The sequence below is a fragment of the Brachybacterium sp. ACRRE genome, from assembly GCF_022346485.1.
GTDB lineage: Bacteria > Actinomycetota > Actinomycetes > Actinomycetales > Dermabacteraceae > Brachybacterium > Brachybacterium halotolerans.
The window spans coordinates 24,582-48,981 of sequence record NZ_JAKRMO010000009.1 but is presented as its reverse complement, the minus strand read 5'-3'; the positions used below and the strand labels follow the sequence as shown (position 1 = coordinate 48,981).

At 72.2% G+C, this 24,400-nt stretch carries 23 protein-coding genes; 7 read left to right on the top strand and 16 right to left on the bottom strand.

The annotated features are described in order from the left end of the window. Nucleotides 1–71 precede the first annotated feature (71 nt). On the bottom strand, nt 72–389 hold the full coding sequence (locus MHY49_RS04370; RefSeq protein ID WP_200501845.1) for a transcriptional regulator: 318 nt from the start codon (nt 387–389) through the stop codon (nt 72–74). Continuing rightward, nucleotides 386–907 carry a hypothetical protein gene (locus MHY49_RS04365; protein WP_239202874.1) on the bottom strand — a complete coding sequence of 174 codons (522 nt, stop codon included), beginning with the start codon at nt 905–907 and terminating at the stop codon, nt 386–388. Before MHY49_RS04365 ends, MHY49_RS04370 begins: the two co-directional genes overlap by 4 nt. 198 nt (nt 908–1,105) lie before the next feature. On the opposite strand from MHY49_RS04365, the gene MHY49_RS04360 reads away from it, so the two are divergent. Beyond that, a complete protein-coding gene (locus MHY49_RS04360; protein WP_239202873.1) occupies nt 1,106–2,068 on the top strand; it encodes a nucleoside hydrolase in 963 nt (320 codons plus the stop codon). An 86-nt stretch (nt 2,069–2,154) separates the two neighbouring features. Here the strand turns inward: MHY49_RS04360 and MHY49_RS04355 are convergent, their stop codons facing one another. The 4 genes from MHY49_RS04355 to MHY49_RS04340 all read right to left on the bottom strand — a co-directional run bounded on the left by MHY49_RS04355 (nt 2,155) and on the right by MHY49_RS04340 (nt 7,289). Continuing rightward, entirely contained in the window at nt 2,155–3,411 is a 1,257-nt protein-coding gene (locus tag MHY49_RS04355; RefSeq protein ID WP_239202872.1) for a class I SAM-dependent methyltransferase, read from the bottom strand. Between the two features lie 74 nt (nt 3,412–3,485). Continuing rightward, on the bottom strand, nt 3,486–4,532 hold the full coding sequence (locus tag MHY49_RS04350; protein WP_239202871.1) for a MaoC/PaaZ C-terminal domain-containing protein: 1,047 nt from the start codon (nt 4,530–4,532) through the stop codon (nt 3,486–3,488). After that, on the bottom strand, nt 4,529–5,869 hold the full coding sequence (locus MHY49_RS04345; protein ID WP_239202870.1) for a 3-oxoacyl-ACP reductase: 1,341 nt from the start codon (nt 5,867–5,869) through the stop codon (nt 4,529–4,531). The genes MHY49_RS04350 and MHY49_RS04345 overlap by 4 nt, the downstream gene beginning before the upstream one ends. Before the next feature lie 28 nt (nt 5,870–5,897). Then, a complete protein-coding gene (locus tag MHY49_RS04340) occupies nt 5,898–7,289 on the bottom strand; it encodes an acetyl-CoA C-acetyltransferase (protein ID WP_239202867.1) in 1,392 nt (463 codons plus the stop codon). A 121-nt stretch (nt 7,290–7,410) separates the two neighbouring features. On the opposite strand from MHY49_RS04340, the gene MHY49_RS04335 reads away from it, so the two are divergent. The 6 genes from MHY49_RS04335 to rbsK all read left to right on the top strand — a co-directional run bounded on the left by MHY49_RS04335 (nt 7,411) and on the right by rbsK (nt 16,236). After that, the gene (locus tag MHY49_RS04335; RefSeq protein WP_239202865.1) at nt 7,411–8,118 is read left to right on the top strand and encodes a TetR/AcrR family transcriptional regulator; all 708 of its coding nucleotides are present in this window, start codon (nt 7,411–7,413) and stop codon (nt 8,116–8,118) included. Beyond that, a complete protein-coding gene (locus MHY49_RS04330; protein WP_239202864.1) occupies nt 8,115–10,352 on the top strand; it encodes an acyl-CoA dehydrogenase in 2,238 nt (745 codons plus the stop codon). Before MHY49_RS04335 ends, MHY49_RS04330 begins: the two co-directional genes overlap by 4 nt. A 118-nt stretch (nt 10,353–10,470) precedes the next feature. Further along, a complete protein-coding gene (gene purL, locus MHY49_RS04325) occupies nt 10,471–12,825 on the top strand; it encodes a phosphoribosylformylglycinamidine synthase subunit PurL (protein ID WP_239202862.1) in 2,355 nt (784 codons plus the stop codon). A gap of 98 nt (nt 12,826–12,923) precedes the next feature. Further along, nucleotides 12,924–13,856, top strand: a complete 933-nt coding sequence (locus MHY49_RS04320) for a sugar-binding domain-containing protein (protein ID WP_239202860.1) — start codon at nt 12,924–12,926, stop codon at nt 13,854–13,856. Between the two features lie 96 nt (nt 13,857–13,952). Further along, complete coding sequence (gene fucP, locus MHY49_RS04315) at nt 13,953–15,338, top strand: L-fucose:H+ symporter permease (RefSeq protein WP_239202858.1); 1,386 nt, start codon at nt 13,953–13,955, stop codon at nt 15,336–15,338. A 1-nt stretch (nt 15,339) separates the two neighbouring features. After that, on the top strand, nt 15,340–16,236 hold the full coding sequence (gene rbsK / locus MHY49_RS04310; RefSeq protein ID WP_239202850.1) for a ribokinase: 897 nt from the start codon (nt 15,340–15,342) through the stop codon (nt 16,234–16,236). 90 nt (nt 16,237–16,326) lie between these two features. Here rbsK and MHY49_RS04305 read toward each other — a convergent pair whose 3' ends face one another. From MHY49_RS04305 to secY, 10 genes are all read right to left on the bottom strand, one after another. After that, on the bottom strand, nt 16,327–17,814 hold the full coding sequence (locus MHY49_RS04305; protein ID WP_239202834.1) for a peptidoglycan recognition protein: 1,488 nt from the start codon (nt 17,812–17,814) through the stop codon (nt 16,327–16,329). 178 nt (nt 17,815–17,992) lie between these two features. Beyond that, nucleotides 17,993–18,685, bottom strand: coding sequence for a 50S ribosomal protein L17 (rplQ, locus tag MHY49_RS04300; RefSeq protein ID WP_239202833.1), 693 nt, complete (start codon nt 18,683–18,685; stop codon nt 17,993–17,995). Nucleotides 18,686–18,718: 33 nt separating this feature from the next. Further along, nucleotides 18,719–19,714, bottom strand: coding sequence for a DNA-directed RNA polymerase subunit alpha (locus MHY49_RS04295; protein WP_200501859.1), 996 nt, complete (start codon nt 19,712–19,714; stop codon nt 18,719–18,721). 112 nt (nt 19,715–19,826) lie between these two features. Next, nucleotides 19,827–20,231 carry a 30S ribosomal protein S11 gene (gene rpsK / locus MHY49_RS04290; RefSeq protein WP_109274700.1) on the bottom strand — a complete coding sequence of 135 codons (405 nt, stop codon included), beginning with the start codon at nt 20,229–20,231 and terminating at the stop codon, nt 19,827–19,829. Nucleotides 20,232–20,317: 86 nt separating this feature from the next. Further along, nucleotides 20,318–20,692 (bottom strand): 30S ribosomal protein S13, encoded by a 375-nt coding sequence (gene rpsM, locus MHY49_RS04285; protein WP_200501860.1) that lies wholly within the window; start codon nt 20,690–20,692, stop codon nt 20,318–20,320. 275 nt (nt 20,693–20,967) lie between these two features. After that, a complete protein-coding gene (gene rpmJ / locus MHY49_RS04280; protein ID WP_087105259.1) occupies nt 20,968–21,081 on the bottom strand; it encodes a 50S ribosomal protein L36 in 114 nt (37 codons plus the stop codon). A gap of 73 nt (nt 21,082–21,154) precedes the next feature. Next, complete coding sequence (gene infA / locus MHY49_RS04275) at nt 21,155–21,376, bottom strand: translation initiation factor IF-1 (protein WP_109274698.1); 222 nt, start codon at nt 21,374–21,376, stop codon at nt 21,155–21,157. A gap of 215 nt (nt 21,377–21,591) precedes the next feature. Continuing rightward, entirely contained in the window at nt 21,592–22,434 is an 843-nt protein-coding gene (gene map, locus MHY49_RS04270; RefSeq protein ID WP_239202831.1) for a type I methionyl aminopeptidase, read from the bottom strand. A 27-nt stretch (nt 22,435–22,461) separates the two neighbouring features. Then, entirely contained in the window at nt 22,462–23,100 is a 639-nt protein-coding gene (locus tag MHY49_RS04265; protein ID WP_239202828.1) for an adenylate kinase, read from the bottom strand. Further along, nucleotides 23,097–24,398: a preprotein translocase subunit SecY gene (gene secY, locus MHY49_RS04260; protein WP_200501863.1), complete on the bottom strand. Its 1,302-nt coding sequence runs from the start codon at nt 24,396–24,398 to the stop codon at nt 23,097–23,099. Before secY ends, MHY49_RS04265 begins: the two co-directional genes overlap by 4 nt. Nucleotides 24,399–24,400: the final 2 nt, after the last annotated feature.

The following is a 24,400-nucleotide window of genomic DNA, read 5'->3' as shown; positions in this document are numbered from 1 at the left end:
AGGGCGCCGACGGATCCCACGATCCGTCGGCGCCCTCCTGTCTCTCCCTGACTCCCCCGGCTCTCCCCGGTTCACTCCCCGGGCGACCCCGCGATCGCCCGCAGGTTCGCCAGGTGATCGCGCCAGCGACGCAGCCCGTCCTTGGTGAGCGAGAGGGTGGTGCGCGGGCGCTTGCCCACGAATCCCTTCGCGGCCTTCACGAATCCCGAACCCTCGAGCTCGGCGATCTGCTTGGAGAGCACCGAGTCGCTGACCTGCAGCTCGTCGCGCAGCTCGCCGAAGGCGATGGACTCGACGGAGGCGAGCGCCGCGACGATCGAGAACCGCACCGGGTGCGCGAGCTCGGACTCGAGGCGGAAGCGGGGGTGGTCCTTCGCGGTCGCGCTCATCGCGCCCGCACCTCCCCGCGCCCGGCTCCCTGACGGCTCCGCGCCTTCAGGGCCGCCGCCTCACCGGTGACGGCGACGACGAACAGGACGAAGAACAGCGGGGCGATGACGAAGGCGAGCGTCGTGGTCGCGAGGAACATCCCGGCGATCCAGAGCACGCCCCAGACCGCCATCAGCGCGATCCAGCGACGGCCGAGCCCGCGGCGCCAGCGGTCGCGGAAGATCCACAGCGGGACCATCGCGACCCCCACCCAGACCAGGGAGAACACGAGCACGAGCAGGTTCGGGGCGACGTCGGCCGACTCGGGCACCAGCGCCGCCAGATGCAGCCCGATCACGGCGAAGGCGCCGATCACGCACAGCATGCCGAAGGTGATGAAGGCCGCCGGGATCGCGGCCGGAAGGGTGCGGGAGCGACCCTCGGCCTCGGCGAGGAGCCGACGGGCCCGGTGGTCGTCGGGCGCGCCCGACGCGCCGCTCGGGACGGTGTCCGGGTTCCTGTCGTTCGTGGTGCTCATGGCTGGTTCCTCTCGTCTCGGTCCTCCCGCGCCCTGGGTCGGGGCTGCGGCGTCATCGCTCGGGGTCTCTCGACCACCGATGCGTACATCACATCAAGTACTTTCCATTTCGTCAAGCACTTTCTTGCGATCACTTCGTGGGTGCGCGCCGTTCAGGTCCCCACAGGACTCCCGGGATGCGGCCCGTACGATGACCCCGTGACCTCCCCTCGCATCCCGCTCCTGCTCGACTGCGACACCGGCATCGACGACGCCATCGCCCTGACGTACCTGGCCAGCAGGCCGGAGGTCGAGCTCGCGGGCATCGTCTCGACGGCGGGGAACGTGACCACGGAGCACGTGCTCGGCAACAATCTCGCGCTCGCCGACATGCTCGGGCTCGACGTCCCGATCGCGCGTGGGGCCGACGCCCCGCTCGCCCAGGAGCTGATGACGGCCGAGGACACCCACGGCCCCACGGGCATGGGCCACGCGCGGCTGCCCGCGACGACCCGCGCGGTCGATGCCCGCAGCGGGGCGCAGCTCTGGGTCGACGCCGCTCGCGCGCATCCCGGTGAGCTCGTCGGCCTGGTCCTCGGCCCGCACACGAACCTCGCGCTCGCCCTGGAGATCGAACCCGAGCTGCCGAGCCTGCTCTCGCGACTGCACATCATGGGCGGCGCGATCAACCACCGCGGCAACACCCTGCCCACCACCGAGTGGAACATCGCCGTGGACCCCGAGGCCGCCCAGCGCGTGCTCGCAGCCTTCGCCTCGGCGCCGCGGAGACCGGTCCTCGCGCCCCTCGACGCGACCGAGTCCGTGCGCTTCACGCAGGAGACCCTCGACGCCCTGCGGACGATCTCCGACCACCCGGTGATCACGGCGCTCGCAGAGGCTCTGCGCTGGTACTTCGAGTTCCATGAGGCCGACGGCTTCGGCTGGATGGCGCACGTGCACGATCCGCTGGTCGCGGCGCACGCCCTCGTGCCGGAGCTCGCGCGGACCACTCCGCTCGCCGTCGACGTCGAGCTCGAGGGCACGCTGACCCGGGGCCAGACGGTCGGCGACTGGCTGGGCCGCTGGAACAGGGAGCCGAACGTCGATGTGATGACCGAGGTCGACGCGGACTGCTTCGTCGCGCACCTGCTGGCGGTGCTCCGGGCGCGCTTCGGTGCCTGAACCGCGGGGATGCTCCCCGCGCTCGGACCAGCCGCGCCCGGACCAGCCGCGCCCGGATCAGCCGCGGCGGCTCCCCTGCGCCCCGATCAGCCGCGGGTGGCCTGCAGCACGGTGAAGCGCCGGTCCCGGGCGCGCTGGCGGACGGGGCCGACGCGATGCTCGACCTCGCTGCGGTAGCGCAGATGGGAGTTGTGGACGAACCACAGCTCGCCACCGGCGCGCAGCACGCGGGCGACCGCGTCGAGAAGTCCGTGCACGAGCGTCGCGTCCACGGCGGTGCCGTCGTGGAACGGCGGATTCAGCAGAACGAGGTCCGCGCTGCCCGCCGCCTGCGCCGCGAGCGAGGACTCCCAGAGCACGCGCACGCCGGGTCCTGCAGCCACGTCCGCATCCGCCTCGAGCGTCGCGCGCGTCGAGGCGACGGCGTCGAGGTCATCGTCGGTCGCGAGCACTCGCGCGTCGGGGAACGCGCGCCGCAGGTAGACGGTCATCAGTCCGTTGCCGCACCCCAGGTCGACGGCGGCGAGAGCGTCGGTGCCCGCGACGCCCGGCGCGTCTGCCGTGCCCGGCGCATCCGGCGCGTCTCCCACGTCCGCCGCGTCCGCCGCCCTGGGGACCTCACCCGCGACCACCGCGCGGTCGAGGGCCTCGAGCAGCAGCAGGCTGCCCGCATCGGCCGACGCTCCCCCGAAAACCCCGCCGACGCCGCGCAGCGGGACCCGTGCCTTCTCGCCGCGGATGCGGATGTCGGCGCCGCCCTCGAGGACGGTCGCCGACCGGTCCTCGGCGCGCGGACCGCGGCCGACCAGCGCCCGGGACTTGCCGATGCCGCGGGTCGCGTGGACCTCGTCGAACGCGCCGGCCAGGACCTCGTTCTGGGCGCGCGTCATGTGCTTGACGCGGCCTCCCGCGACGAGAGCGGGAACGCCGGCGCGGGCGAGGGCGTGCGCCCGGTGGTCCAGGGCGGCGAGCGCTTTGGGCAGGCGCGCCAGGGCGACCTGCGGGGCGCTCCCCTCGAGCAGTCCGCCGAGGTCCTGGGGCGTCCCGTCGAGTCCCGCGATCACGAGCCGCCCCTCCCGGCGCGCCGCCGGGTGCGCCTCGGCGAGCGCGAGCGCCCGCTGCGCGGAGGCCTCGTGCACGAGGACCCGGAAGGCTCCGCCCGCGATCTCCTCCAGGGCGGCGGAGCTCAGGGCACCCGTCGCGTCGTCCAGGACCACCAGGTCCCCGCGGTCCAGCGGCCCCAGCTCCGCCCGGGCGCTCTCGAGGATGACGCGATCGGTCTGATCTGCACGGTCGTCGCCGGGAGCGGACGGGGCAGAGGGTGCGGGAGAGGTGGAGTCCATCCGGTCAGTCTGTCGCCTCGGTGGACCCGGGTCCACTCCCGCGACCCGGCCGCCGGCGGGAGGTGCTCAGGCACTCATCCGCGGTCGGCCGGACTCACCTCGAGGGTGAAGTGCCGACGGGCGGGCTTCCCGCTGCGCGCCGACTTCCAGCCCACGCAGCGGGTGGTGCCGTCCTCGTCGTCCTCGTAGCGCACGAGCACGGTGCCGGGCAGCGTCACGGGCGCCTCGAAGCGCACGTCCCACTGCAGGGGCCGGGTGAGGTCGGGACGCGTCTCGGTGAAGGCGCGCGAGGCGGTGAACATCCCGTGGGCGATCGCGCGGGGGAACCCGAAGGCGCGTGCCGAGAGCGCGGACATGTGGATCGGGTTCGCATCGCCCGAGACCTCCGCATAGCGGCGTCCCGTCCCCGCATCGAGGTGCCAGCGCCCCGTCGGGGTCGGCGGCACGAAGTCGCGGCGCGAGCGGCCGGAGGACCCGTCGCCCGATCCCGACCGGCTCCCCGATCCCGACGCGCCGCCGAAACCGGATCCCTCGCCGGAACCCGAGCCCCCGCCCTTGGCCAGGTACGTCGAGACGTCGGTCGCGACGATCTCGCCGTCCGCGGAGAGGAACGTCGTCACCGCCTCGAAGGTCCGACCCCGGCGGTGGGGCCGCAGATCGCGGGTGCGGCACTCGACGTCCACGAGCTCCCCGACCCGCACCGGCCGATGCTGCAGCAGGCGGTTCTCGGTGTGCACGAGTCCGAGCAGACCGACGGGGAAGTCCGAGCGGGCCATCAGCGAGAGGCTCACCGGGAAGGCGAGCACGTGCAGCACGCCCGGGTGGACCAGGTCGGTCGCCGCACCGCCCATCAGGTGATCGAAGGCCGCGGCCCGCGCCGGGTCGATCCGCACCCGGCGCACGCGGTGGGCGACCTCGGGCAGCTCGTGCGAGCGCCGAGCGCCCGGCCGGCGGCTGAGCGCCGCCGCATAGACGGCGGGGAAGGACGGGACGTCGGCGAGGTCCCGGATGCGCTCCCCCTGCTGCAGAGCGTCCTTCCCCTCCCGCGCGGTGCTCTCCGTGCCCTTCGAGCGGTCCGCGCTCTTCGAGCCGCCCGTGCTCCTCGTGTCGTGCGTGCTCATCGGCCCACCAGGTTCTGGCCGCACACGCGCACCGTCTGGCCGCGCACGCCGCCCGCGCCGGGCGAGGCGAGGAAGCCGATGGTCTCGGCGACGTCCAGCGGGAGGCCGCCCTGCTGCAGGGAGTTCGCACGCCGGGCGACCTCGCGCTGCAGCGGCGGGATCTTCGCGGTCATGTCCGTCTCGATGAAGCCCGGCGCGACGGCGTTCGCGGTCCCGCGCTCGCCGAGCCGGTGCGAGAGGGCGTCGACGAAGGCCATCACGCCGGCCTTCGAGGTCGCGTAGTTCGCCTGTCCGCGGTTGCCCGCGATGCCGCTCGTCGAGGCGAGCGAGACCACCCGGAGATCCGGGCCGACGACGGACTGATCGGTGGACAGCAGCGCCTCGGCGAGCGCGATCTGGCTCGAGATGTTCACGGCGATGACGGCGTCCCAGCGGTCCGGCGTCATGTTCGCGAACATCTTGTCGCGGGTGATGCCCGCGTTCAGCACGAGCACGTCGAGCACGATGCCGCGCTCGCGCAGGAAGGCGATGACGCGGTCGCCGGCCTGGGGCGAGGTCACGTCGAGCTGCAGCGGGGTCGCGCGCAGATCGTTCGCCACGGCGCTCAGCTCGCTGCCGGAGGCGGGCACGTCCAGGAGCACGAGCTCGGCGCCCAGATCTGCCAGGGTGCGCGAGATGGCCGCGCCGATGCCGCGCGCGGCGCCGGTGACCAGGGCGGTGCGGCCCGCGAGGGGCCGCTCCCAGTCCTCGGGGAGGGCGCCGTCCTCGCTCGCGACGCCCACGAGCTGCCCGTCGACGAAGGCGCTGCGGGCCGAGAGCAGGAAGCGCAGGGTGCTCACCACTCCGGGCGCGGTCAGCGGCACGCCGTCGGCGACCTGGATGCCGTTGGCGGTGCCGCCCTTGCGCATCTCGTGGCCGAGCGTGCGCACGAACCCCTCGACGCCGCCGCGCGCGGCGTCCCGGGCGAGGTCCTCGCCCGTCGGCGGACGCGAGATGGTCACCACCCGTGATCCGGGCAGCAGGGAGCGCATGGCGCCCGCGAGCGGCAGCACGATCGTGCCGAGGTCGGCGGGCTTCGCCAGGTCGTCGAGCACCACGACCACGGAGCCGACGGTCGAGGTCTCCTCGAAGCGTCGGCGCACGTCGGCGCCCCAGTCCAGGAGCAGAGCCGCGACCTCGTCGGCCCCGGGCGATCCGCCGAGGACGACGACGGGGCCGAGGACCGGCTGCGGTCGGTCGGCGTGGCGCGGGAGGCGCGGCGGGTTCGGCAGCCCCGTCCGCTTGACGAGCGGTCGCCCCAGGGCGGAGCGGGTGAATCGGGTGTAGGCGTCGGTCATCGACGCTCTCCTCTCTGTGCGGGGCGGGTCACTCGCCGTCGGACTCGAGCAGGACCACGGTCCCCTGCCCGCCGGCGGCGCACACGGAGACCAGGCCCCGCTGGACGGCGCCCTTCTCGCGGGCGCGGGCGTGCAGGAGCTTCGCGAGGGTCGCGATGATGCGGCCGCCGGTCGCGGCGAAGGGGTGGCCGGCGGCCAGGGAGGATCCGGCGATGTTCAGCCGACTGCGGTCCACGATGCCGAAGGCGCCGTCGCGGCCGAGGCGCTCGCGCCCGAACTCCTCGGACTCCCAGGCGGCGAGGGTGGTCAGGACCGTCGAGGCGAAGGCCTCGTGGATCTCGATCAGGTCGAGGTCGTCGAGGGTCAGACCGTGCGCGTCGAGCAGGGCGGGGACGGCGTAGGCGGGGGCCATGAGCAGCCCCTCGTCACCGTGCACGTAGTCGACGGCGGCGACGCGCGTGTCCACGATCCGCGCGAGCGGCGCGTGCCCGTGCTCGGCCGCCCACTCGCGGCTGGAGACCAGCACGCTCGAGGCGCCGTCGGACAGCGGCGTGGAGTTGCCGGCGGTCATCGTCGGCTCGGCCACGGCGGGGTTCGAGGTGCCGAAGACGGGCTTCAGCTTCGCGAGCTTCTCCATCGAGGAGTCGGGGCGCAGGTTCTCGTCGCGCCCCAGCCCGCGGTATCCCGTGACCAGGTCGTCGAGGAGGCCCGCCTGGTAGGCGGCGGCGAGGTTGCGGTGGCTGGCGAGCGCGAGCTCGTCCTGCGCCTCACGGGTGATGCCCCACTGGGAGGTGGTGATGGCCTGGTGCTCGCCCATCGACATGCCGGTGCGCGGCTCGGCGTTGCGCGGAGGCAGCGGGGCGAGGTCGCCGGGGCGGAGCGCCGCGAGGGTCTTCGCGCGCTGCATCGGCGTGCGGGCGCGGCTCAGGCGGTGGAGCAGGCGGCGCAGGCGCACGGAGACCTCGATGGGGGCGTCGGACGCGGAGTCGACGCCGCAGGCGACGCCCACGTCGATCTGCCCGAGCCGGATCCGGTTGCTGACGTGCATCACCGTCTCCAGGCCCGTCGCGCACGCCTTCGACATGTCGATGGCGGGGGTGCGCGCGTCCAGCGGCGTGCCCAGCACGCACTCGCGCGTGAGGTTGAGGTCCCCGGCGAGCTTGAGCACGGCACCGCCGGCGACCTCGCCGAGCTGCGCGCCCTGGAGGCCGAAGCGGGCGACGAGACCGTCGAGCGCGGCGGTGAGCATGTCCTGCTCGGAGACGCCCGCATAGGCGCCTCCGGAGCGGGCGAAGGGCAGGCGGTTGCCGCCGAGGACGACGGCGTCGCGCGGGGATCCGGCGGACCCGGATCGGGCGGAGCCGGAGCGGGTGGCGTCGCTGCGGGCGGAGTCGGTCGGGGACGCGGGAGCGTCGGTCACGGGACACCTCTTCGGGTCTGCGAGTCGGGAGCGGCGCCGTCGCGGGCGGACGAGTGTCCGCACCGCTGCGCCTCGACGAAGACTTTACATGCAACCGCCGGTACTTGATACCTTTGGTTTCGTGAACGCAAGGATGCACGCGGCCGAGGCCGCCACGACGCTCCCGACGGTCCCGCCCGCCGGGGGCTCCCCCTCGGCCGCCTCCCCGTCGACCGACTCCCCGTCGGCCTCGGCGGAGAGCGACGGGCGCACGGCCCGCTGGGCGCGCCATCGCGAGCAGCGCCGGGCCGATCTGCTCGACGTCGCCCGCCACCTCATCCACGAGCGCGGGCCCGACGTGACCATGGAGGAGATCGCGTCGGCCTCGGGCACCTCGAAGTCCATCATCTACCGCTACTTCTCCGACAAGGCCCATCTGCAGCGGGCACTGGGCCTGCACATCCTCAGCGCGATGCAGAAGCGCCTCACCGAGGAGGTGCGGGAGCTCGCGAGCTCCGCGGCGAGCGCGGGCGAGCGCGGCGTCTCCCCCGAGGACCACCTGCGGGCGATGATCTCCACCTACGTCGACACCGCGCAGCGCTCCCCGCACGTCTACGCGTTCGTCACCCGGCCCAGCGACGGGCTGAACCATTTCCTGGACTCCGCGACGCGCCTCGCCGCCGCCGCGCTCCCCGCGGGCCACCCCGCTCCCGGCATCTGGGCGGCCGGCGCCGTCGGCTTCGTCGAGCGCGCCGTGGACCGCTGGATGCGCGGCGAGGACGACTCCCGTCCCAGTGCCGACGATCTCTCCGACCACCTCGTGACATGGCTGATGAAGGGCATGCGATGACCACCTCGACCCGGAACCACACCCAGAACCCCATCGATCCCGCGGATCCCGCCCAGGGCCCGACGCAGGGCGCGGCGACCGGCCCGACGCCGCGCTCGACCGCGGGGCGCGCGGCGGCGCGGTCCGCCACGCCGACGGGGCCGATCCCGGTCCCCCGCGACGGCGACCCGCGCCTCGACGTCGACGCCGTGACCCGGGCGCTGCTCGGGAAGTGGGCGGAGACCCGCCTCGAGGCCCGCGAGCGCGCGGCGCGCCCGGAGATGCACCGGCCGCTGGACGCGACCGTCGCCGAGCACCGTGAACGGGTGTTCGGGCAGCTGCGGACACTCGCCGAGGAGCAGGTCTCGCTGCCCATGCTCCCCGAGCACCTGGGCGGCCCCAACGACAACGGGGCGAACGTCGCGGGCTTCGAGGAGCTCGTCGTCGCCGACCCGTCCCTGCAGATCAAGGCCGGCGTGCAGTGGGGACTGTTCACCTCGGCGATCGTCCAGCTCGGCGACGAGGACCAGCAGCGGCGCTGGGTGCCCGGGGCCATGAGCCTGGAGATCCCCGGCGCGTTCGCGATGACGGAGATCGGCCACGGCTCGGACGTGCAGTCGCTGGGGACCACCGCGACCTTCGACCCCGAGGGCGGGGACGACGGGGAATGGGTCATCCACACGCCCTTCCGCGCCGCCACCAAGGACTACCTCGGCAACGCGGCGGTCCACGCGCGGGCCGCGACCGTGTTCGCGCGCCTGATCACGCGCGGCGTGGACCACGGGGTGCACTGCTTCTACGTGCCCGTGCGCGACGAGGCGGGCGAGATGCTCCCCGGCGTGCGCAGCGAGGACGACGGCGAGAAGGGCGGCCTGAACGGGATCGACAACGGACGCCTCGCCTTCGACCACGTCCGCGTGCCCCGCACGAACCTGCTGAACCGCTACGGGGACGTCGCCCCCGACGGCGCCTACTCCTCCCCCATCGAGTCGCCCGGGCGGCGCTTCTTCACCATGCTCGGCACGCTCGTCCAGGGCAGGGTCTCGCTCGACGGCTCGGCGAACCGGGCGAGCCAGCTCGCGCTCACGATCGCGCTGACCTACGCCTCCCAGCGCCGGCAGTTCACGGCCGCCTCGCCCACCCAGGAGACGGTGCTGCTGGACTACCAGAGCCACCTCGCGCGCCTGCTCCCGAAGCTCGCCGCGACCTATGCGGGGGCCTTCGCCCACGAGCAGCTGCTGCAGGCCTTCGACGACGTCTTCTCGGGCCGCGGGGACACCCCCGAGGGCCGCGAGGACCTCGAGACCCTCGCGGCCGCCCTCAAGCCCACCTCCACCCGGCTCGCCCTGGACACCATCCAGGAGTGCCGCGAGGCCTGCGGCGGGCAGGGCTTCATGGCCGAGAACCAGCTGGTGGGCCTCCACCAGGACCTCGACGTGTACGCGACCTTCGAGGGCGACAACACCGTGCTGCTGCAGCTGGTCGCCAAGCGCCTGCTCGCCGACTACACGAGCGAGCTGCGCAGCATCGACCGCGCCGGCATCGGCCGCTTCATCGCGCAGCGGGCCGACGTCCTCGCCCACCGCCACACCCCCTGGGGGCGTCTCGTGCAGACCGCCTCGGACGCGGGCAACGCCCGCCGGTCCTCCGAGACGCTGCGGCAGGCGGACGTCCAGGAGCACCTGCTGGCCGAGCGCGCTCGGGTGAAGGTCGAGGAGGTCGCGCTCGCGCTGCGCCCCGGCGCCCGGATGGATCCGGCCGACGCCGCCGCCCTCGTGAACAAGCACCAGGTGGAGATGCTCGATGCGGCGCGCGCGCACGCGGACCTCGTGCGCTGGCGGGCCTTCACCGCGGGCATCGACTCCCTCGAGGACGAGGGATCGCGCGAGATCCTCACCGACGTGCGCGACCTCTTCGGCCTCTCCCTCCTGCAGGACGATCTGGCCTGGTACCTGCTCAACGGCCAGCTCTCCGCGCAGCGCGGCCGGCAGGTCTCGGCAGACATCAAGCGCCTGCTGTGGCGCCTGCGCCCGCACGTGCTGGACCTCGTCGACGCCTTCGACGTGCGGCCGGGGCACGTGCGCGCCCCCATCGCGCTGGGCGCGGAGCAGGAGCGCCAGGACGAGGCGGCGGCCTTCTTCCGCGCGCAGCGCGCGTCGGCCGATGCGCCGGTGAGCGAGAAGGCGCTGCGCGCGAAGGAGAAGGCAGAGAAGAAGGCCCGGGACAAGCAGGCGCCCAAGGGCGCCCGGCGCTGAGGCGAGCCGCGCAGGAGACCGATCCCGTGCGGTGGGCGGGCGCGCCCGCCGCACGGGCGCGCCCGTAGACTGGCCGGGTTCCCTCCACCGTGCGCGACGAACGGACGCAGACGAAGCGATGACCGCCCCAGCACCCCTCTCCGAGCACCACGACCCGCATGACCCGCTCGATGCGGCCGATGCCCGCTCCGACATCGACACCGTCGAGGATGCGGTCACGACGCCCGCGCAGGAGCAGCCCTTCGCGGCGCTCGGCCTGAAGGACGACGAGTACGCGCGCATCCGCGAGATCCTGGGCCGCCGTCCCACCAACGCCGAGCTCGCCATGTACTCGGTCATGTGGTCCGAGCACTGCTCGTACAAGTCCTCGAAGATCCACCTCAAGACCTTCGGCGACCACATCACGCCCGCCATGACGGAGCACCTGCTGGTGGGCATGGGGGAGAACGCGGGCGTCGTCGACATCGGCGACGGCTGGGCCGTGACCTTCAAGGTCGAGTCCCACAACCACCCCTCCTACGTCGAGCCCCACCAGGGCGCGGCCACGGGCGTCGGCGGCATCGTGCGCGACATCATCGCCATGGGCGCGCGTCCCGTCGCCGTCATGGATCAGCTGCGCTTCGGCGCGATCGACCACCCGGACACCGCGCGCGTGGTGCACGGCGTGGTCTCCGGCGTGGGCGGCTACGGCAACTCCCTGGGCCTGCCCAACATCGGCGGCGAGACGGTGTTCGACGCCGCCTACCAGACGAACCCGCTCGTGAACGCGCTGGCCGTGGGCGTGCTGCGCCACGAGGACATCCACCTGGCCTCGGCCACCGGCACCGGCAACAAGGTGGTGCTGTTCGGCGCCCGCACCGGCGGCGACGGCATCGGCGGCGCCTCGATCCTCGCCTCGGAGACCTTCGAGGAGGGCGGCCCCGTCAAGCGCCCGAGCGTGCAGGTGGGCGACCCCTTCATGGAGAAGGTCCTCATCGAGTGCTGCCTCGAGCTGTTCCACGGCGGGGTCGTCGAGGGCATCCAGGACCTCGGCGCAGCCGGCATCTCGTGCGCGACCAGCGAACTCGCCTCCAACGGCGGCTCCGGCATGCACGTGGACCTCGAGAACGTGCTGCTGCGCGACCCCACCCTGAACGCCGGCGAGATCCTCATGAGCGAGTCGCAGGAGCGCATGATGGCGGTGGTGACGCCCGAGAACCTCGAGGCCTTCCTCGCGATCACCGCGAAGTGGGACGTGGAGACGGCGGTGATCGGCGAGGTCACGGGCGACGGCCGCCTCACCATCGACCACCACGGCCGCCGCATCGTCGACGTCGATCCGGTGACGGTCGCGCACGGCGGCCCGACCTACGACAGGCCGTTCGCCCGCCCCGACTGGCAGGACGCGCTGCAGGACGACCGCGCCGAGGACCTGGCGCGGCCCGCCTCGCCCGAGGAGATCGGCGCCGCCCTGCGAGCGCTCGTCGCCTCCCCGAACCTCGCCTCCTCCCACTGGGTCACCGACCAGTACGACCGCTACGTGGGCGGGCAGACGGCGCTCGCCATGCCCGACGACGCGGGCGTGCTGCGCGTGGACGAGACCACGCACCGCGGGGTCGCGATCGCGACCGATGCGAACGGCCGGTACACGAAGCTCGACCCCCGCACGGGTGCGCGCCTCGCCCTCGCGGAGGCCTACCGCAACGTCGCGACCGTGGGCGCACGGCCGCTCGCGGTGACCGACTGCCTGAACTTCGGCTCCCCCGAGGACCCGGGCCCCATGTGGCAGCTGGTCGAGGCGATCCACGGGCTCGCCGAGGCGTGCGAGACGCTCGGCGTCCCCGTGACCGGCGGCAACGTCTCCCTGTATAACTCGACGGGAGAGGCGGGGCGCATCGACTCCGCGATCCACCCGACGCCCGTCGTCGGCGTGCTCGGCGTGATGGACGACGTCACCGCGCGCACGCCCTCGGGCTGGCACGAGGCCGGTCAGTCCGTCGTGCTGCTGGGCGCCACGCGCGAGGAGCTCTCGGGCTCGGCGTGGGCGCAGGTCGCGCACGACCACCTGGGCGGGATGCCCCCGCAGGTCGACCTCGAGGCCGAGCGGGCGCTCGCCGAGGTGCTGATCGGCGCCGGCACCAGCGGTCTCGCGGCCGCCGCGCACGATCTCTCCGAGGGCGGCCTCGTCCAGGCGCTCGTCGAGTCGACCACCCGCTTCGGCGTCGGCGCGCAGGTCGACCTCGCGGACGTGCTCGCGCGCGACGGGATCGACCTGTTCACGGCGCTGGTCTCCGAGTCCCAGGCCCGCGCCCTCGTGGCCGTCGACGCAGCGCGCGAGAGCGAGCTGCTCGACCTCGCGCGCGAGCACGGCGTGCCGGCGCTGGTCATCGGCACCACCGGCGGCGAGGACCTCTCGATCGCCTCCCTCGCGGCGCTCCCCCTCGCCGAGCTGCGCTCCCTGCGCGAGGGGACGCTGCCGCAGCACTTCGGCTGAGCACGATGCACGGGGCCGACGGCAGGGCTTCCGACAGCGGGGGCTCGTCCGGCGGGGTCTCGACCGGACGGGTCTCGTCCGGCGGGGAGCAGCCGCCGTTGAGCGCCCGTGACGCCCTCGCCCTGGATGCGGCCAAGCTCGCCCACGGCCGCGGTCTCTCCCAGCAGCGGATCGCCGAGGCCCTGCACGTCTCCCGTCCGCAGGTCTCGAAGCTGCTGGCGACCGCGCGCGCGAAGGGATTCGTGCGCACCCTCGTGCTCGACCCGCGGGAGTCCGACCGCGCCCTCACCCAGGGCCTGCGCGAGCGCTTCGGCCTGGGCGACGTGCGCCTCGTCGTGCCCGCGGGCCGCGGACCCGCCGATCTGGACCATGCCCTGGGCGTCGGAGCCGCCGAGATGCTCGACGCCGCCGGCGCCCTGGAGGACGCGGCGCTCGCGGTGTGGTGGTCGAGCGCCGTGCGCGCGACCCTCGAGTCGGCGCTCGGGCGCCTGCGTGCGCGCCCCGGCTCCCTCGTCGTGCTCGGCGGCCAGGGACGGGCCGACGGCCCCGACCCCGCGTTCGAGGCCTTCGCCGCCCGCACCGCGTTCCCCGTCCACCGCGGGCCCGCGGACTCCGTCCACGCATCGCTCGCCGCGCGGATCGCCCGCGAGGAGGAGGCGGACGCCCGGGCGCACGAGGCGCTCGTGCGCGAGGCCGGCGTCCTCCTGTTCGGCGCCGCAGCCGCGGATCCGCGGGCGCTGGCCCGTCCCGACCTCCTCACGGACGAGGAGCGCGCGCAGATCCGGGAGCACGCGGTCGGCCGGATCTGCGGGCGCTTCCTCGACACCGACGGGCGCATCGTCGCACCCACGCTGAGCCAGCGCACCGCGGGCCCCACCCTCACCGACCTGCGCAGGAGGGGCCACGCGGTGCTCGTCGCAGGCGGCGCGGAGCAGGTCGGCGTGATCCGGGCCGCGCTCGCCCGGCGCTACGCGCACCACCTGGTCACGGACCTCGCCACGGCCAGGCAGCTGCTGGCGGACGAGGGCTGACGGCCCCGCCCCCGCATCGGCACATATGTGCCGCTTCGTCGTTGCACCGGTGGGCAGGGGACACCTTCACTGAGGTGTCCGAACAAAGGAGTTGGAATGACCACCGCGAAGACCGCCGTGGGCGAGGAGGGCGTGCCCAACACGTCCTGGGGCATCATCAAGGATCGCTCCCGTCAGCTGAAGGACGGCTACCTCGACCGCACGCCGCTGTTCCAGTTCATCCTGCTGTCGATCTGCTTCCCCATGTGGGGCATGGCGGCCAGCATGAACGACATCCTGATCACCCAGTTCAAGGCCGTCTTCACGCTCTCGGACTTCGCCTCCGCCTTCGTGCAGTCCGCGTTCTACGGCGGCTACTTCCTGGTCGCGATCCCCGCCAGCCGAGTGATCCGCCGCACCAGCTACAAGACGGGGCTGCTGATCGGTCTCAGCGTCTACGTGCTGGGCTGCGTGCTGTTCTTCCCCGCCTCGCAGGTCGCGACGTACTCGGTGTTCCTGTGCTCGCTGTTCGCGATCGCCATCGGGCTCTCGTTCCTGGAGACCTCGGCGAACACCTACTCCTCGATGATCGGCCCCCGGCGCCGCGCGACGCTGCGGCTGAACATCTCCCAGACCTTCACCGCCTTCGGCTTCCTGGGCGGCGCGCTGCTGGGCAAGTTCCTCGTCTTCACCGACGGCGACGCGCTGCACGAGCGCGTCGCGAACGCCTCCTCGCAGTCCGAGCGCCTGGCGATCACCTCGGAGGCGCTCGGCCGCACGCTCGAGCCCTACAAGGTGATCCTCGTGCTGCTGCTCGTGCTCGTGGCGCTCATCGCGATCACCCAGTACCCCCACTCTAAGCCGCTGCGGGACGACGCGACCGAGCAGAAGGCCTCCATCGGCGAGACCCTCGCGTACCTGCTGCGCAACCGGATCTTCTGCGCGGGCATCGTGACCCAGTTCCTGTACGTGGGCATGCAGACCGCCCTGTGGTCCTTCACGATCCGCCTGGCCCTGGTCCTCGACGACTCCCTCAACGAGCGCGCGGCCGCCTCGTACCTGATCGCCGCGTTCATCGCCTTCTTCGTCGGCAAGTTCGTGGCGAACCTGCTGATGACGCGCTTCGACGAGGACCTCGTGCTCATCGTCTACTCGGCGCTCGGCATGCTCACGATCCTCTACGTTGTCACGGCCCCGAACTTCACCTCGGTGTACGCGGCGATCGTCGCCTCCGCGCTGCTGGGCCCGTGCTGGGCGACGATCTTCGCCCGCAACCTCGACGTCATCGAGGACAAGCGCTTCACCGAGACCGGTGGGGCGATCATCGTCATGTCGATCATCGGCGGCGCCGTGATCCCCGCCGTGCAGGGGCTGATCTCCGACACCACGGGCTCGATGCGCTTCAGCTTCATCGTGAACCTGTTCTGCTTCGCCGCGGTGCTCGTGTACTTCCTGATCCTGCGTCGGCGCGGCCGTCGGACGACGACCGGCGAGGAGAACTGAGATGGCGCACGAGGCGAGGATCGCCGTCGTCGGCTCGAACATGGTGGACCTCATCTCCTACATCCACCGGATGCCGGGCGAGGGCGAGACGGTCGAGGCGCCGGACTTCCGCATGGGCTGCGGGGGCAAGGGAGCGAACCAGGCGGTGGCCGCGGCGCGGCTCGGATCCGAGGTCGTGATGGTCACGCGCGTGGGAGACGACGTCTTCGCCGAGACCACGCTGAAGAACTTCGAGGAGAACCGCATCGGCACCGAGCACGTGCTGCGCACACGGGCCTCCTCCGGGGTCGCCCCGATCTTCGTGGACCCCGAGTCGCGCAACTCGATCCTCATCATCAAGGGGGCGAACGCTCTGCTCACCCCGCAGGACGTCGAGGACGCCCGGGACGCGATCGCCCGCTGCGAGCTCATCGTCCTCCAGCTCGAGATCCCGTTCGAGACCGTCGCGGCCGCGATGGCCCTGGGTGCCGAGCTCGGCATCCCCGTGCTGCTGAACCCGGCCCCCGCCTCCCCCGACCTGGACCTCTCCCGCATCACCGGGGTCGAGTTCCTGGTGCCCAACGAGTCGGAGCTCGAGCTGCTCACCGGCATGCCGGTCGACGGCATCGAGGACATCCAGCGCGCCGCCGAGGTGCTGCTCGCCGCGGGGATCCGCAACGTCATCGTCACCCTGGGCGCGCGCGGCGCCCTGTGGATCCACGAGGGCGGTCGCGAGCTCATCGACGCCCCTGCGGTGCAGGCCGTCGACACCACGGGCGCCGGAGACGCGTTCATCGGCTGCTTCGCGACGCAGTGGGTGCGCACGCGCGACGTCGCCGGGGCGATCCGCGCCGGGACCGCCTACGCGGCGGACTCCGTCACCCGTCAGGGCACGCAGTCCTCCTACGCGTGGGCCTGACGTCCTGTGCGCGCGCCTGACGCCCGAGCGCGGGCCTGACGCCCACGCGCGGGCCCGGCCCCGGGTCGCCCCGGCGCACGTGCGATCCGCTCAGGAACGGGTGAAGGTCTCCTTGCCGTCCTCGCGCACGGCCTGGCCGTTCGAGAAGTCCTGGATGCGGCGGCCGTCCACGACCCGCGAGGCGGCGAGCGGGAGACCCCATGCCGTCGTCCAGGTGCGGAACTGGGTCGCCCTGGCATCCTTCGCGCCGGACGCGCTGGAGACGACGAAGCCCTTGGTCAGCCGCGTGACGTAGTAGGCCCCCTCGACGTGGACGAGCTGGGTGACGGTGCCCAGCGTCTTCTCCCCCGGGCTCGCGAAGGCGTCCAGGTGGAGGCGCCACGCGCTCGAGATCGCGGAGGTCGTCGCGCTGCGCATCCCGGAGAGCTTCGGGTAGAAGGCGTTCCCCGGGCACTCGGTCGCATTCACGTCCCGGTGGCCGAAGATGCGCCGCAGGTGCGCCGTCTCGCCCTCGTCGTACAGGCTGCCGCCGCCGGTCACGGTGGAGACCCAGTCGAACTGCTGGCTCGCGTTCGTGCGAAAGGCGCCGAGCAGCTTCCAGGCGGCGACCTTCTGCACCGCGGAGATCGCGGCGCTGGGCGGAGCGCTCGAGGTGAAGGTGCCCATCACGCTGACCCCGCAGCTGAAGGTGTTGAAGCCGTAGGCGTGCGCTCCGATGATGTGCTTGTGCAGCCCGCCGTGGCGTCCCTCGTAGATCGTGCCGTAGCGGTCGACGAGCAGGTTGTAGCCGATGTCCGCCCAGCCCAGGGTCTTCGTGTGGTAGCTGAGGATGCCGCGCAGGAGCTGGGGCGCGTCGGCCTTCGCGTAGGAGTTCGAGCCCGCGGTGTGGTGGACGACCACGGCCCGCAGCTCGCTCGCGGAGCTCACCGAGCCCACGAGCGACTCGTCGGCGCCCCAGGCGCTGCGGCGCACGATCGTGGGGGCGCCGGGGCCGAGCTCCACGGCGTCGCCCGCGGCGACCGCCCGGGTGCTCATGCGCGTCAGGGCCGACGGGGCGGCGCCGTCCTTCTCCTCCTCGCGCGGGGAGGTGGTGAGGACATGGGCGGTGAGCTCGTCGCTGACGTCCTCGCCGTCGCGGACCGCGACCAGCTCGATCTCGTCGGCCGCGCCCAGCCAGGCGGGCTCCGCGGCGCCGAGGGACGTCCCGTCCTCGGGATCCTCGGCGATCTCGAGCGGGAACCAGGAGGTCCATTCCGCACCGCTCGCGCGGCCGCGCACCCGCAGGACGTCGGGCTCCGCGCCGCTCCAGCTGGCGCCGACCATCGTGGCGGCGGCGTCCGCGATCACGCGGGCTCGGGCGCCCTGGTCGCTCGCGCGTCGTGGCAGGTCCGCGAGGGGCACGTCGCGCGTGCGGGTCTCGCCGCCCGTGACCGAGGGGTCGGCGTGGACCGGCGCGGCGAGGGCCAGCGCGCCGCCGCCGGCGAGCGCGAGGGGAAGGGTGAGGGCGCCGGCGCGCAGCAGTCCGCGGCGGTCGATGCCCGGTGTCTTGGGCTCAGGGGTCGTGGGACGCGGGGTCATGGCAGGTCTCCTGGGGGGAAGGGATCCGGCTCGGACACCGCCCACGCTAGCGGACCCGGACGACGCGGCGCCGCCCCTGGGACGACCGCGGTCGGGCGCGGGATGACGAAGGGCCCGCCGAGCAGCTGCTCGGCGGGCCCTTCGTGCGTCGGACGACGCGGACTCCTCGGGGCCTGGATCAGGCCTCCTCGGACTCCTCGTCGGCGTTCTTCACCGCGTTGACGAAGCCGGCCTTCTCGGCGGCCTCGGCGGTGCGGAACCAGACCTCGGCGACGGTGCGGCCGTACCAGGGCGAGTCCGGGGCGTGGAACTTCATCGAGTCCTCGTTGCCCTTGATGTCGAAGCCCTCGGGCGGGTTCTCCCCGCGGAAGGAGTCCTCGCCGTAGGGCGCCTCGGTCGTGGCGTCGGCCGCGGGAGTCTCCGCGGCGGCGTCGTCGGCCTTCGCGTCGTCGGCCTTCGCAGCGCCCTTGGCGGCGCCCTCGGCCTCCTTCACGACGGCCTGCTTGGGCGAGTACGCCTCGCTGACCAGCTCGATGACGGCCATGGGGGCGTTGTCGCCCTTGCGGGGGCCGACCTTGGTGATGCGGGTGTAGCCGCCGGGACGCTCGGAGAACGTCGGGGCGATCTCCTCGAAGAGCACGTGCACGACGCCGCGGTCGCGGATGGTGCGCATGACGCGACGGCGCGCGGCCAGGTCGCCCTTCTTCGCGAAGGTCACCAGACGCTCGGCGTACGGGCGCAGCCGCTTCGCCTTGGTCTCGGTGGTGGTGATGGACTTGTGACGGAACAGCTCGGTCGCGAGGCTCGCGAGGATCATCCGCTCGTGGGCGGGGGATCCACCGAGGCGAGCACCCTTGGTGGGAGCAGGCATGGTCGTTCTCCTAGAAGATGGAAAGACGGAAGGTCAGTACTGGTCGCCGTAGTCGTCGTCGTAGGTCGCGATGGCCGACGGATCGAAGCCGGCCGGCGAGTCCTTGAGCGACAGACCGAGGTCGGCGAGCTTCGCCTTGACCTCGTCGATGGACTTCTGCCCGAAGTTGCGGATGTCCAGCAGATCGGCCTCGGAGCGGGAGGTGAGCTCACCGACGGTGTGCACGCCCTCGCGCATGAGGCAGTTGTACGAGCGGACCGTGAGGTTCAGGTCGCTGATCGGCAGGGCGAGGTCCTGCGCGAGCGCCTGGTCCGTCGGCGAGGGGCCGATGTCGATGCCCTCGGCCTCGTTGTTCAGCTCGTGGGCCAGGCCGAACAGCTCGACCAGGGTCTTCCCGGCCGACGCCACGGCGTCGCGCGGGGAGATGGCCGGCTTGGTCTCGACGTCCACGATCAGACGGTCGAAGTCGGTGCGCTGCTCGACGCGGGTCGCCTCGACCTTGTAGGTCACCTTGAGCACGGGCGAGTAGATCGAGTCGACCGGCACGCGGCCGATCTCGGCGTCCACGCCCTTGTTCTGCGCGGCGGAGACGTAGCCGCGGCCGCGCTCGACGACCAGCTCGATCTCCAGGCGGCCCTTCGACGAGAGGGTCGCGATGTGCAGATCCGGGTTGTGGATCTCGACGCCGGCCGGCGGGGTGATGTCGGCGGCGGTCACGTCGCCCTCACCCTCCTTGCGCAGGTACATCACGACGGGCTCGTCGTTCTCCGAGGAGACGACCAGGCCCTTGATGTTCAGGATGACCTCGGTGATGTCCTCCTTGACCCCGGGGACGGTGCTGAACTCGTGCAGCACGCCGTCGATGCGGATCGAGGTGACCGCGGCACCGGGGATCGAGGACAGGAGGGTGCGGCGCAGCGAATTGCCGAGCGTGTAGCCGAACCCGGGCTCGAGCGGCTCGATGACGAACCGGGAGCGGTACTCCGACACGACCTCTTCGGTCAGCGTGGGGCGCTGTGCAATGAGCACGGTGTGTCCTTTCTGCGAGCGTCCGCCATATGACGCTCATGAGGGGTGGATGACCACGGGTCGTCGTCCCTGCGCCCTCCCTCAGCGGGAGCGCGCCGGAACGACGGCTGCATCAGACGCGACGACGCTTCGGGGGGCGGGTGCCGTTGTGTGCCTGGGGGGTGACGTCCTGGATGGAGCCGACCTCGAGGCCGGTCGCGGTGAGCGAGCGGATCGCGGTCTCGCGGCCCGAGCCCGGGCCCTTCACGAAGACGTCGACCTTCTTCAGGCCGTGCTCCTGCGCGCGGCGGGCGGCGGCCTCGGCGGCCATCTGCGCGGCGTAGGGCGTGGACTTGCGCGAGCCCTTGAAGCCGACCTGGCCCGCGGAGGCCCAGGAGATCACGGCGCCGGTGGGGTCGGTGATGGAGACGATGGTGTTGTTGAACGTGCTCTTGATGTGAGCCTGGCCGTTCACGATGTTCTTGTTGGACTTGCGGCGCGGCTTGCGCGCCGCCGCCTGGCGGGTCTTCGTAGCCATGAGGCGGAGCTCCTCGGTTCAGTTCAGGTGATCGATGCGCCGTGAAGAGGCGGCGCGGAGTTGCTGCAGGGCGCGCGGGGCGCTGATCAGCGGGCCTTCTTCTTGCCGGCCACGGTGCGCTTGGGGCCCTTGCGGGTGCGCGCGTTGGTCTTCGTGCGCTGGCCGTGCACGGGCAGGCCACGACGGTGGCGCAGGCCCTGGTAGCTGCCGATCTCGACCTTGCGGCGGATGTCCGCGGCGATCTCGCGGCGCAGATCGCCCTCGTGCTGGTAGTTCGCCTCGATGTGATCGCGCAGCTTGACGAGGTCCTCGTCGCTGAGGTCGCGCACACGGATGCTCGGGTCCACGCCGGTGGCGGCGATGGTCTCGAGGGCGCGGGTGCGCCCGATGCCGAAGATGTACGTCAGGGCGACCTCGACGCGCTTGTCGCGCGGCAGGTCAACGCCAACCAGACGTGCCATGGTGCAGTTCTCCTACTGTCTCGGAGGCCTGAGACGACACCTCGCACCCGTGGTGCGCCGCAGCCTCCGTCTGCGGGTGTCCGTCGGGGTCTCCCCCGTCGGCGGTGTCGGCTCTTCTGTTGTGTCGGGGCCGTGGCCCCGTGCCCCGGATGCTCCGGGGCTCCCGGTTCACCGGGGTGCCCGCGCGCCTCCCTCGTCGATCCGCAGGATCGCGGATCTCGGGATGCGGCGCGGGCGCGGCTGCTCGCGCGGCCAGGGATTCTCGGGGGACCCGATCAGCCCTGACGCTGCTTGTGCCGCGGGTTCTTGCAGATGACCATGACCACGCTGTGGCGACGGATCACCTTGCAGCTGTCACAGATCGGCTTCACGCTCGGCTTGACCTTCATGACTTCCTTCTCGCGGGTTCAGGGGAATCTCTTCCCCACCCGGCGGTCCGCGCACGGATGCGCGGCGCCGGGATCACTTGTAGCGGTAGACGATGCGGCCCTTGTCGAGGTCATAGGGGCTGAGCTCGACGACCACGCGGTCCTCGGGCAGGATGCGGATGTAGTGCTGCCGCATCTTCCCGGAGATGTGCGCAAGCACCTTGTGCCCGTTGTCCAGCTCGACCCGGAAGCGCGCGTTGGCGAGCGCCTCCTTGACCGTGCCTTCGACCTCGATCACGCCGTCCTTCTTGGCCATGCCTCCCCTATCTCCTCGCCGCCGCGGTCGCGGGGCGGGGTTTCGCGTCGGTCTCCGGGCGCATCGCACACGGGCCGGGCGGACCCGGATCCGGTGAGAGGCGCCTGGGCGCGCCCGAACGCGAACGGAGCACACCCGATCGACCATCCTACCGTCGAAGTCGCGCAGGACCGAGGGGCGGAGGGGATGAACCCCGTCACGCCGCGGGCTCGGGCTCAGGCCGCGAGCGGGTCGGGCGCGGCGGCCACTCCCCGGGCGGCGAGCTCGGAGGCCCCGCCGTCGGCGGCGGTGAGCACCACGAGGCCCTGCTCGGTGACCGCGGTCGAGTGCTCGACATGGGCGGCGCGGCCGCCGCCGGTCGCGCGCACCGTCCAGTCGTCGGCGAGCATCTCCCACTCCGCCGAGCCCTGGACGAGCATCGGCTCGATCGCCAGGCACATGCCGGGGACGATCCTCGGCCCGCGGTCGCGGGTGCGGAAGTTCATGACGTCGGGCGCCTGGTGCATGGCCGTGCCGATGCCGTGGCCGCCGAACTCCTCGAGGTGGCTGAGCTCCCCGAGCGCCTCGGCGTCCACATAGTCCTCGATGGCGGCGCCGATCTCCCCGACGCGGCGTGCGCCCGCGAGCGCGACGATCCCCTGCCACATGGCCTCCCGGGTCACCTCGACGAGGTGGCGGTCGGCCTCGGAGCGGTAGTCCCCAACCACATGGGTCCGGGCGGCGTCGGAGTGCCAGCCCTCGACGATGCAGCCGCCGTCGATCGAGACGACGTCGCCCTCCTCGAGCACCTGCGCACCCGGGATGCCGTGGACGATCACCTCGTTCACGCTGATGCACACGGTGGCGGGATACCCCTGGTACCCCTTGAAGTTCGGCAGTGCGCCCTCGTCGCGGATCATCTCCTCGGCGAGGCGGTCGAGGTCGCCGGTGGTGATGCCCGGACGGATGTGCGCGGCGAGCATGTCGTGCACGCGCGCGAGCAGCAGGCCGCTGCGCCGCATGAGGGCGATCTGCTCCCCCGTCTTGATCTCAGGACGTTCGCGGCGCAGCAGGCCCATGGGATCGACCCCGTTCCCGTGCGCGGATCAGCGGGTGCCGAGGACGCTCAGCAGCTCCTCGGTGACCTCGTCGATCGAGCGCATGCCGTTCACGCGGTGCAGGATGCCCCGTCGCTCGTAGACGTCGACGAGCGGCGTGGTCTGCTCGGCGTAGACCTCGAGGCGGCGACGGATGGTCTCCTCGGTGTCGTCGGAGCGGCCCTGCTCGGCGCCGCGGGCGACGAGGCGCTGGATCACGGCGTCGTAGTCGACCTCGAGCATGAGCACCGCGTCGACGCCGCCCTCGCCGCCGTCCTCCAGGATGCCGTCGAGGGCCTCGACCTGGTCAAGGGTGCGGGGGTAGCCGTCGAGCAGGAACCCCTCGCGGGCGTCCTCCTCGGACAGGCGCGAGCGGACCATGTCGTTGGTGACGGAGTCGGGCACGTACTCGCCCTTGTCCATGTACGACTTCGCGAGCTTCCCGAGCTCGGTCTCCTGGGAGACGTTCGCGCGGAAGATGTCTCCCGTGGAGATCGCGGGGATCGAGAGGGCGTCGGCGATCCGGCCGGCCTGGGTGCCCTTGCCCGCACCGGGTGCGCCGATGATCAGCAGGCGGCGGGCACCGGCCGCGGCGGCCGACGTCTCCGGGGAGGAGCCCTGCGCGCTCGTGGTGGGCTGATCGGTCATCGGAGGATCCCTTCGTAGTGGTGCTGCTGGAGCTTCGCGTCGACCTGCTTCACGGTGTCGAGTCCGACGCCGATGATGATGAGCAGGGACGCGCCGCCGAGCGGGAAGTTCTGGTTGGCGCCCAGGTAGACGAGCGCGAACAGCGGGATCAGGGAGATCACCGCGAGGTACAGGGCGCCGGGCGTCTGGATGCGGTTGATGACGTACTGCAGGTAGCGCTCGGTGGGCTTGCCCGCGCGCACGCCCGGCACGAAGCCGCCGTACTTCTTCATGTTGTCGGCGATCTCCTCCGCGTTGAAGGTGATCGAGGTGTAGAAGAACGCGAAGAAGATGATCAGCAGGACGTACACGGTCGCGTAGATCCAGGAGAAGCTCGCGCCCATCACGAGGTGGGCGTTGACCCACTGCACCCATCCGGCCGACGGGTCGCCGAAGGACGAGATCAGCTGCGGGAGCGCGAGGATGGAGCTCGCGAAGATCACCGGGATGACGCCGGCCTGGTTGACCTTGACCGGGATGTAGGTGGAGGTGCCGCCGTACATGCGCCGTCCCACCATGCGCTTGGCGTACTGGACGGGGATGCGGCGCTGGGACTGCTCGACGAAGACGACGCCCACCATCACGACGAGCGCGACGAGGATGATCAGCGAGAAGGTCATCCAGCCCTGCAGCTGCCAGATCTGGCCCATGGAGGACGGGAACGCGGCGGCGATCGAGGTGAAGATCAGCAGCGACATGCCGTTGCCGATGCCGCGCTCGGTGATGAGCTCGCCCATCCACATGATCAGCACGGTGCCGACGGTCATCGTGAGCACCATGAGGACCAGGGTGAAGATCGCCTGGTCGGGGATCACCTGGAGGTTGCAGCCGACGAAGAAGCTGCCGGTGCGCACCATCGTGATGATCGTGGTGGCCTGCAGCACGGCGAGGCCGATGGTGAGGTAGCGCGTGTACTGGGTGAGCTTGGCGGTGCCCGCCTGGCCCTCCTTGTGCAGCTCCTCGAAGCGGGGGATCACCACGCGCAGCAGCTGGATGATGATCGAGGCGGTGATGTACGGCATCACGCCCAGGGAGAACACCGACATCTGCAGCAGCGCGCCGCCCGAGAACAGGTTCACCATCCCCAGGACGCTGCCGCTGCCCGTCGAGGCCTGCTCGGCGCACACGGTGACGTTGGTGTAGTCGAACCCGGGGGTGGGCACGAAGACACCGAGCCGATAGATCGCCATCAGAGCCAGGGTGAAGAAGATCTTCGCCCGCAGCTCGGGGGTGCGAAACGCTCGGACGAACGCGTTCACGT

What these genes read in the sequence shown, in the direction of transcription:
- MHY49_RS04370 (WP_200501845.1), bottom strand. Translation starts at nt 389, where the DNA reads ATGAGCGCGACCGCGAAGGACCACCCCCGCTTCCGCCTCGAGTCCGAG.
- MHY49_RS04365 (WP_239202874.1), bottom strand. Translation starts at nt 907, where the DNA reads ATGAGCACCACGAACGACAGGAACCCGGACACCGTCCCGAGCGGCGCG.
- MHY49_RS04355 (WP_239202872.1), bottom strand. Translation starts at nt 3,411, where the DNA reads ATGGACTCCACCTCTCCCGCACCCTCTGCCCCGTCCGCTCCCGGCGAC.
- MHY49_RS04350 (WP_239202871.1), bottom strand. Translation starts at nt 4,532, where the DNA reads ATGAGCACGCACGACACGAGGAGCACGGGCGGCTCGAAGAGCGCGGAC.
- MHY49_RS04345 (WP_239202870.1), bottom strand. Translation starts at nt 5,869, where the DNA reads ATGACCGACGCCTACACCCGATTCACCCGCTCCGCCCTGGGGCGACCG.
- MHY49_RS04330 (WP_239202864.1), top strand. Translation starts at nt 8,115, where the DNA reads ATGACCACCTCGACCCGGAACCACACCCAGAACCCCATCGATCCCGCG.
- purL (WP_239202862.1), top strand. Translation starts at nt 10,471, where the DNA reads ATGACCGCCCCAGCACCCCTCTCCGAGCACCACGACCCGCATGACCCG.
- fucP (WP_239202858.1), top strand. Translation starts at nt 13,953, where the DNA reads ATGACCACCGCGAAGACCGCCGTGGGCGAGGAGGGCGTGCCCAACACG.
- rbsK (WP_239202850.1), top strand. Translation starts at nt 15,340, where the DNA reads ATGGCGCACGAGGCGAGGATCGCCGTCGTCGGCTCGAACATGGTGGAC.
- MHY49_RS04305 (WP_239202834.1), bottom strand. Translation starts at nt 17,814, where the DNA reads ATGACCCCGCGTCCCACGACCCCTGAGCCCAAGACACCGGGCATCGAC.
- rplQ (WP_239202833.1), bottom strand. Translation starts at nt 18,685, where the DNA reads ATGCCTGCTCCCACCAAGGGTGCTCGCCTCGGTGGATCCCCCGCCCAC.
- rpsK (WP_109274700.1), bottom strand. Translation starts at nt 20,231, where the DNA reads ATGGCTACGAAGACCCGCCAGGCGGCGGCGCGCAAGCCGCGCCGCAAG.
- rpsM (WP_200501860.1), bottom strand. Translation starts at nt 20,692, where the DNA reads ATGGCACGTCTGGTTGGCGTTGACCTGCCGCGCGACAAGCGCGTCGAG.
- rpmJ (WP_087105259.1), bottom strand. Translation starts at nt 21,081, where the DNA reads ATGAAGGTCAAGCCGAGCGTGAAGCCGATCTGTGACAGCTGCAAGGTG.
- infA (WP_109274698.1), bottom strand. Translation starts at nt 21,376, where the DNA reads ATGGCCAAGAAGGACGGCGTGATCGAGGTCGAAGGCACGGTCAAGGAG.
- map (WP_239202831.1), bottom strand. Translation starts at nt 22,434, where the DNA reads ATGGGCCTGCTGCGCCGCGAACGTCCTGAGATCAAGACGGGGGAGCAG.
- MHY49_RS04265 (WP_239202828.1), bottom strand. Translation starts at nt 23,100, where the DNA reads ATGACCGATCAGCCCACCACGAGCGCGCAGGGCTCCTCCCCGGAGACG.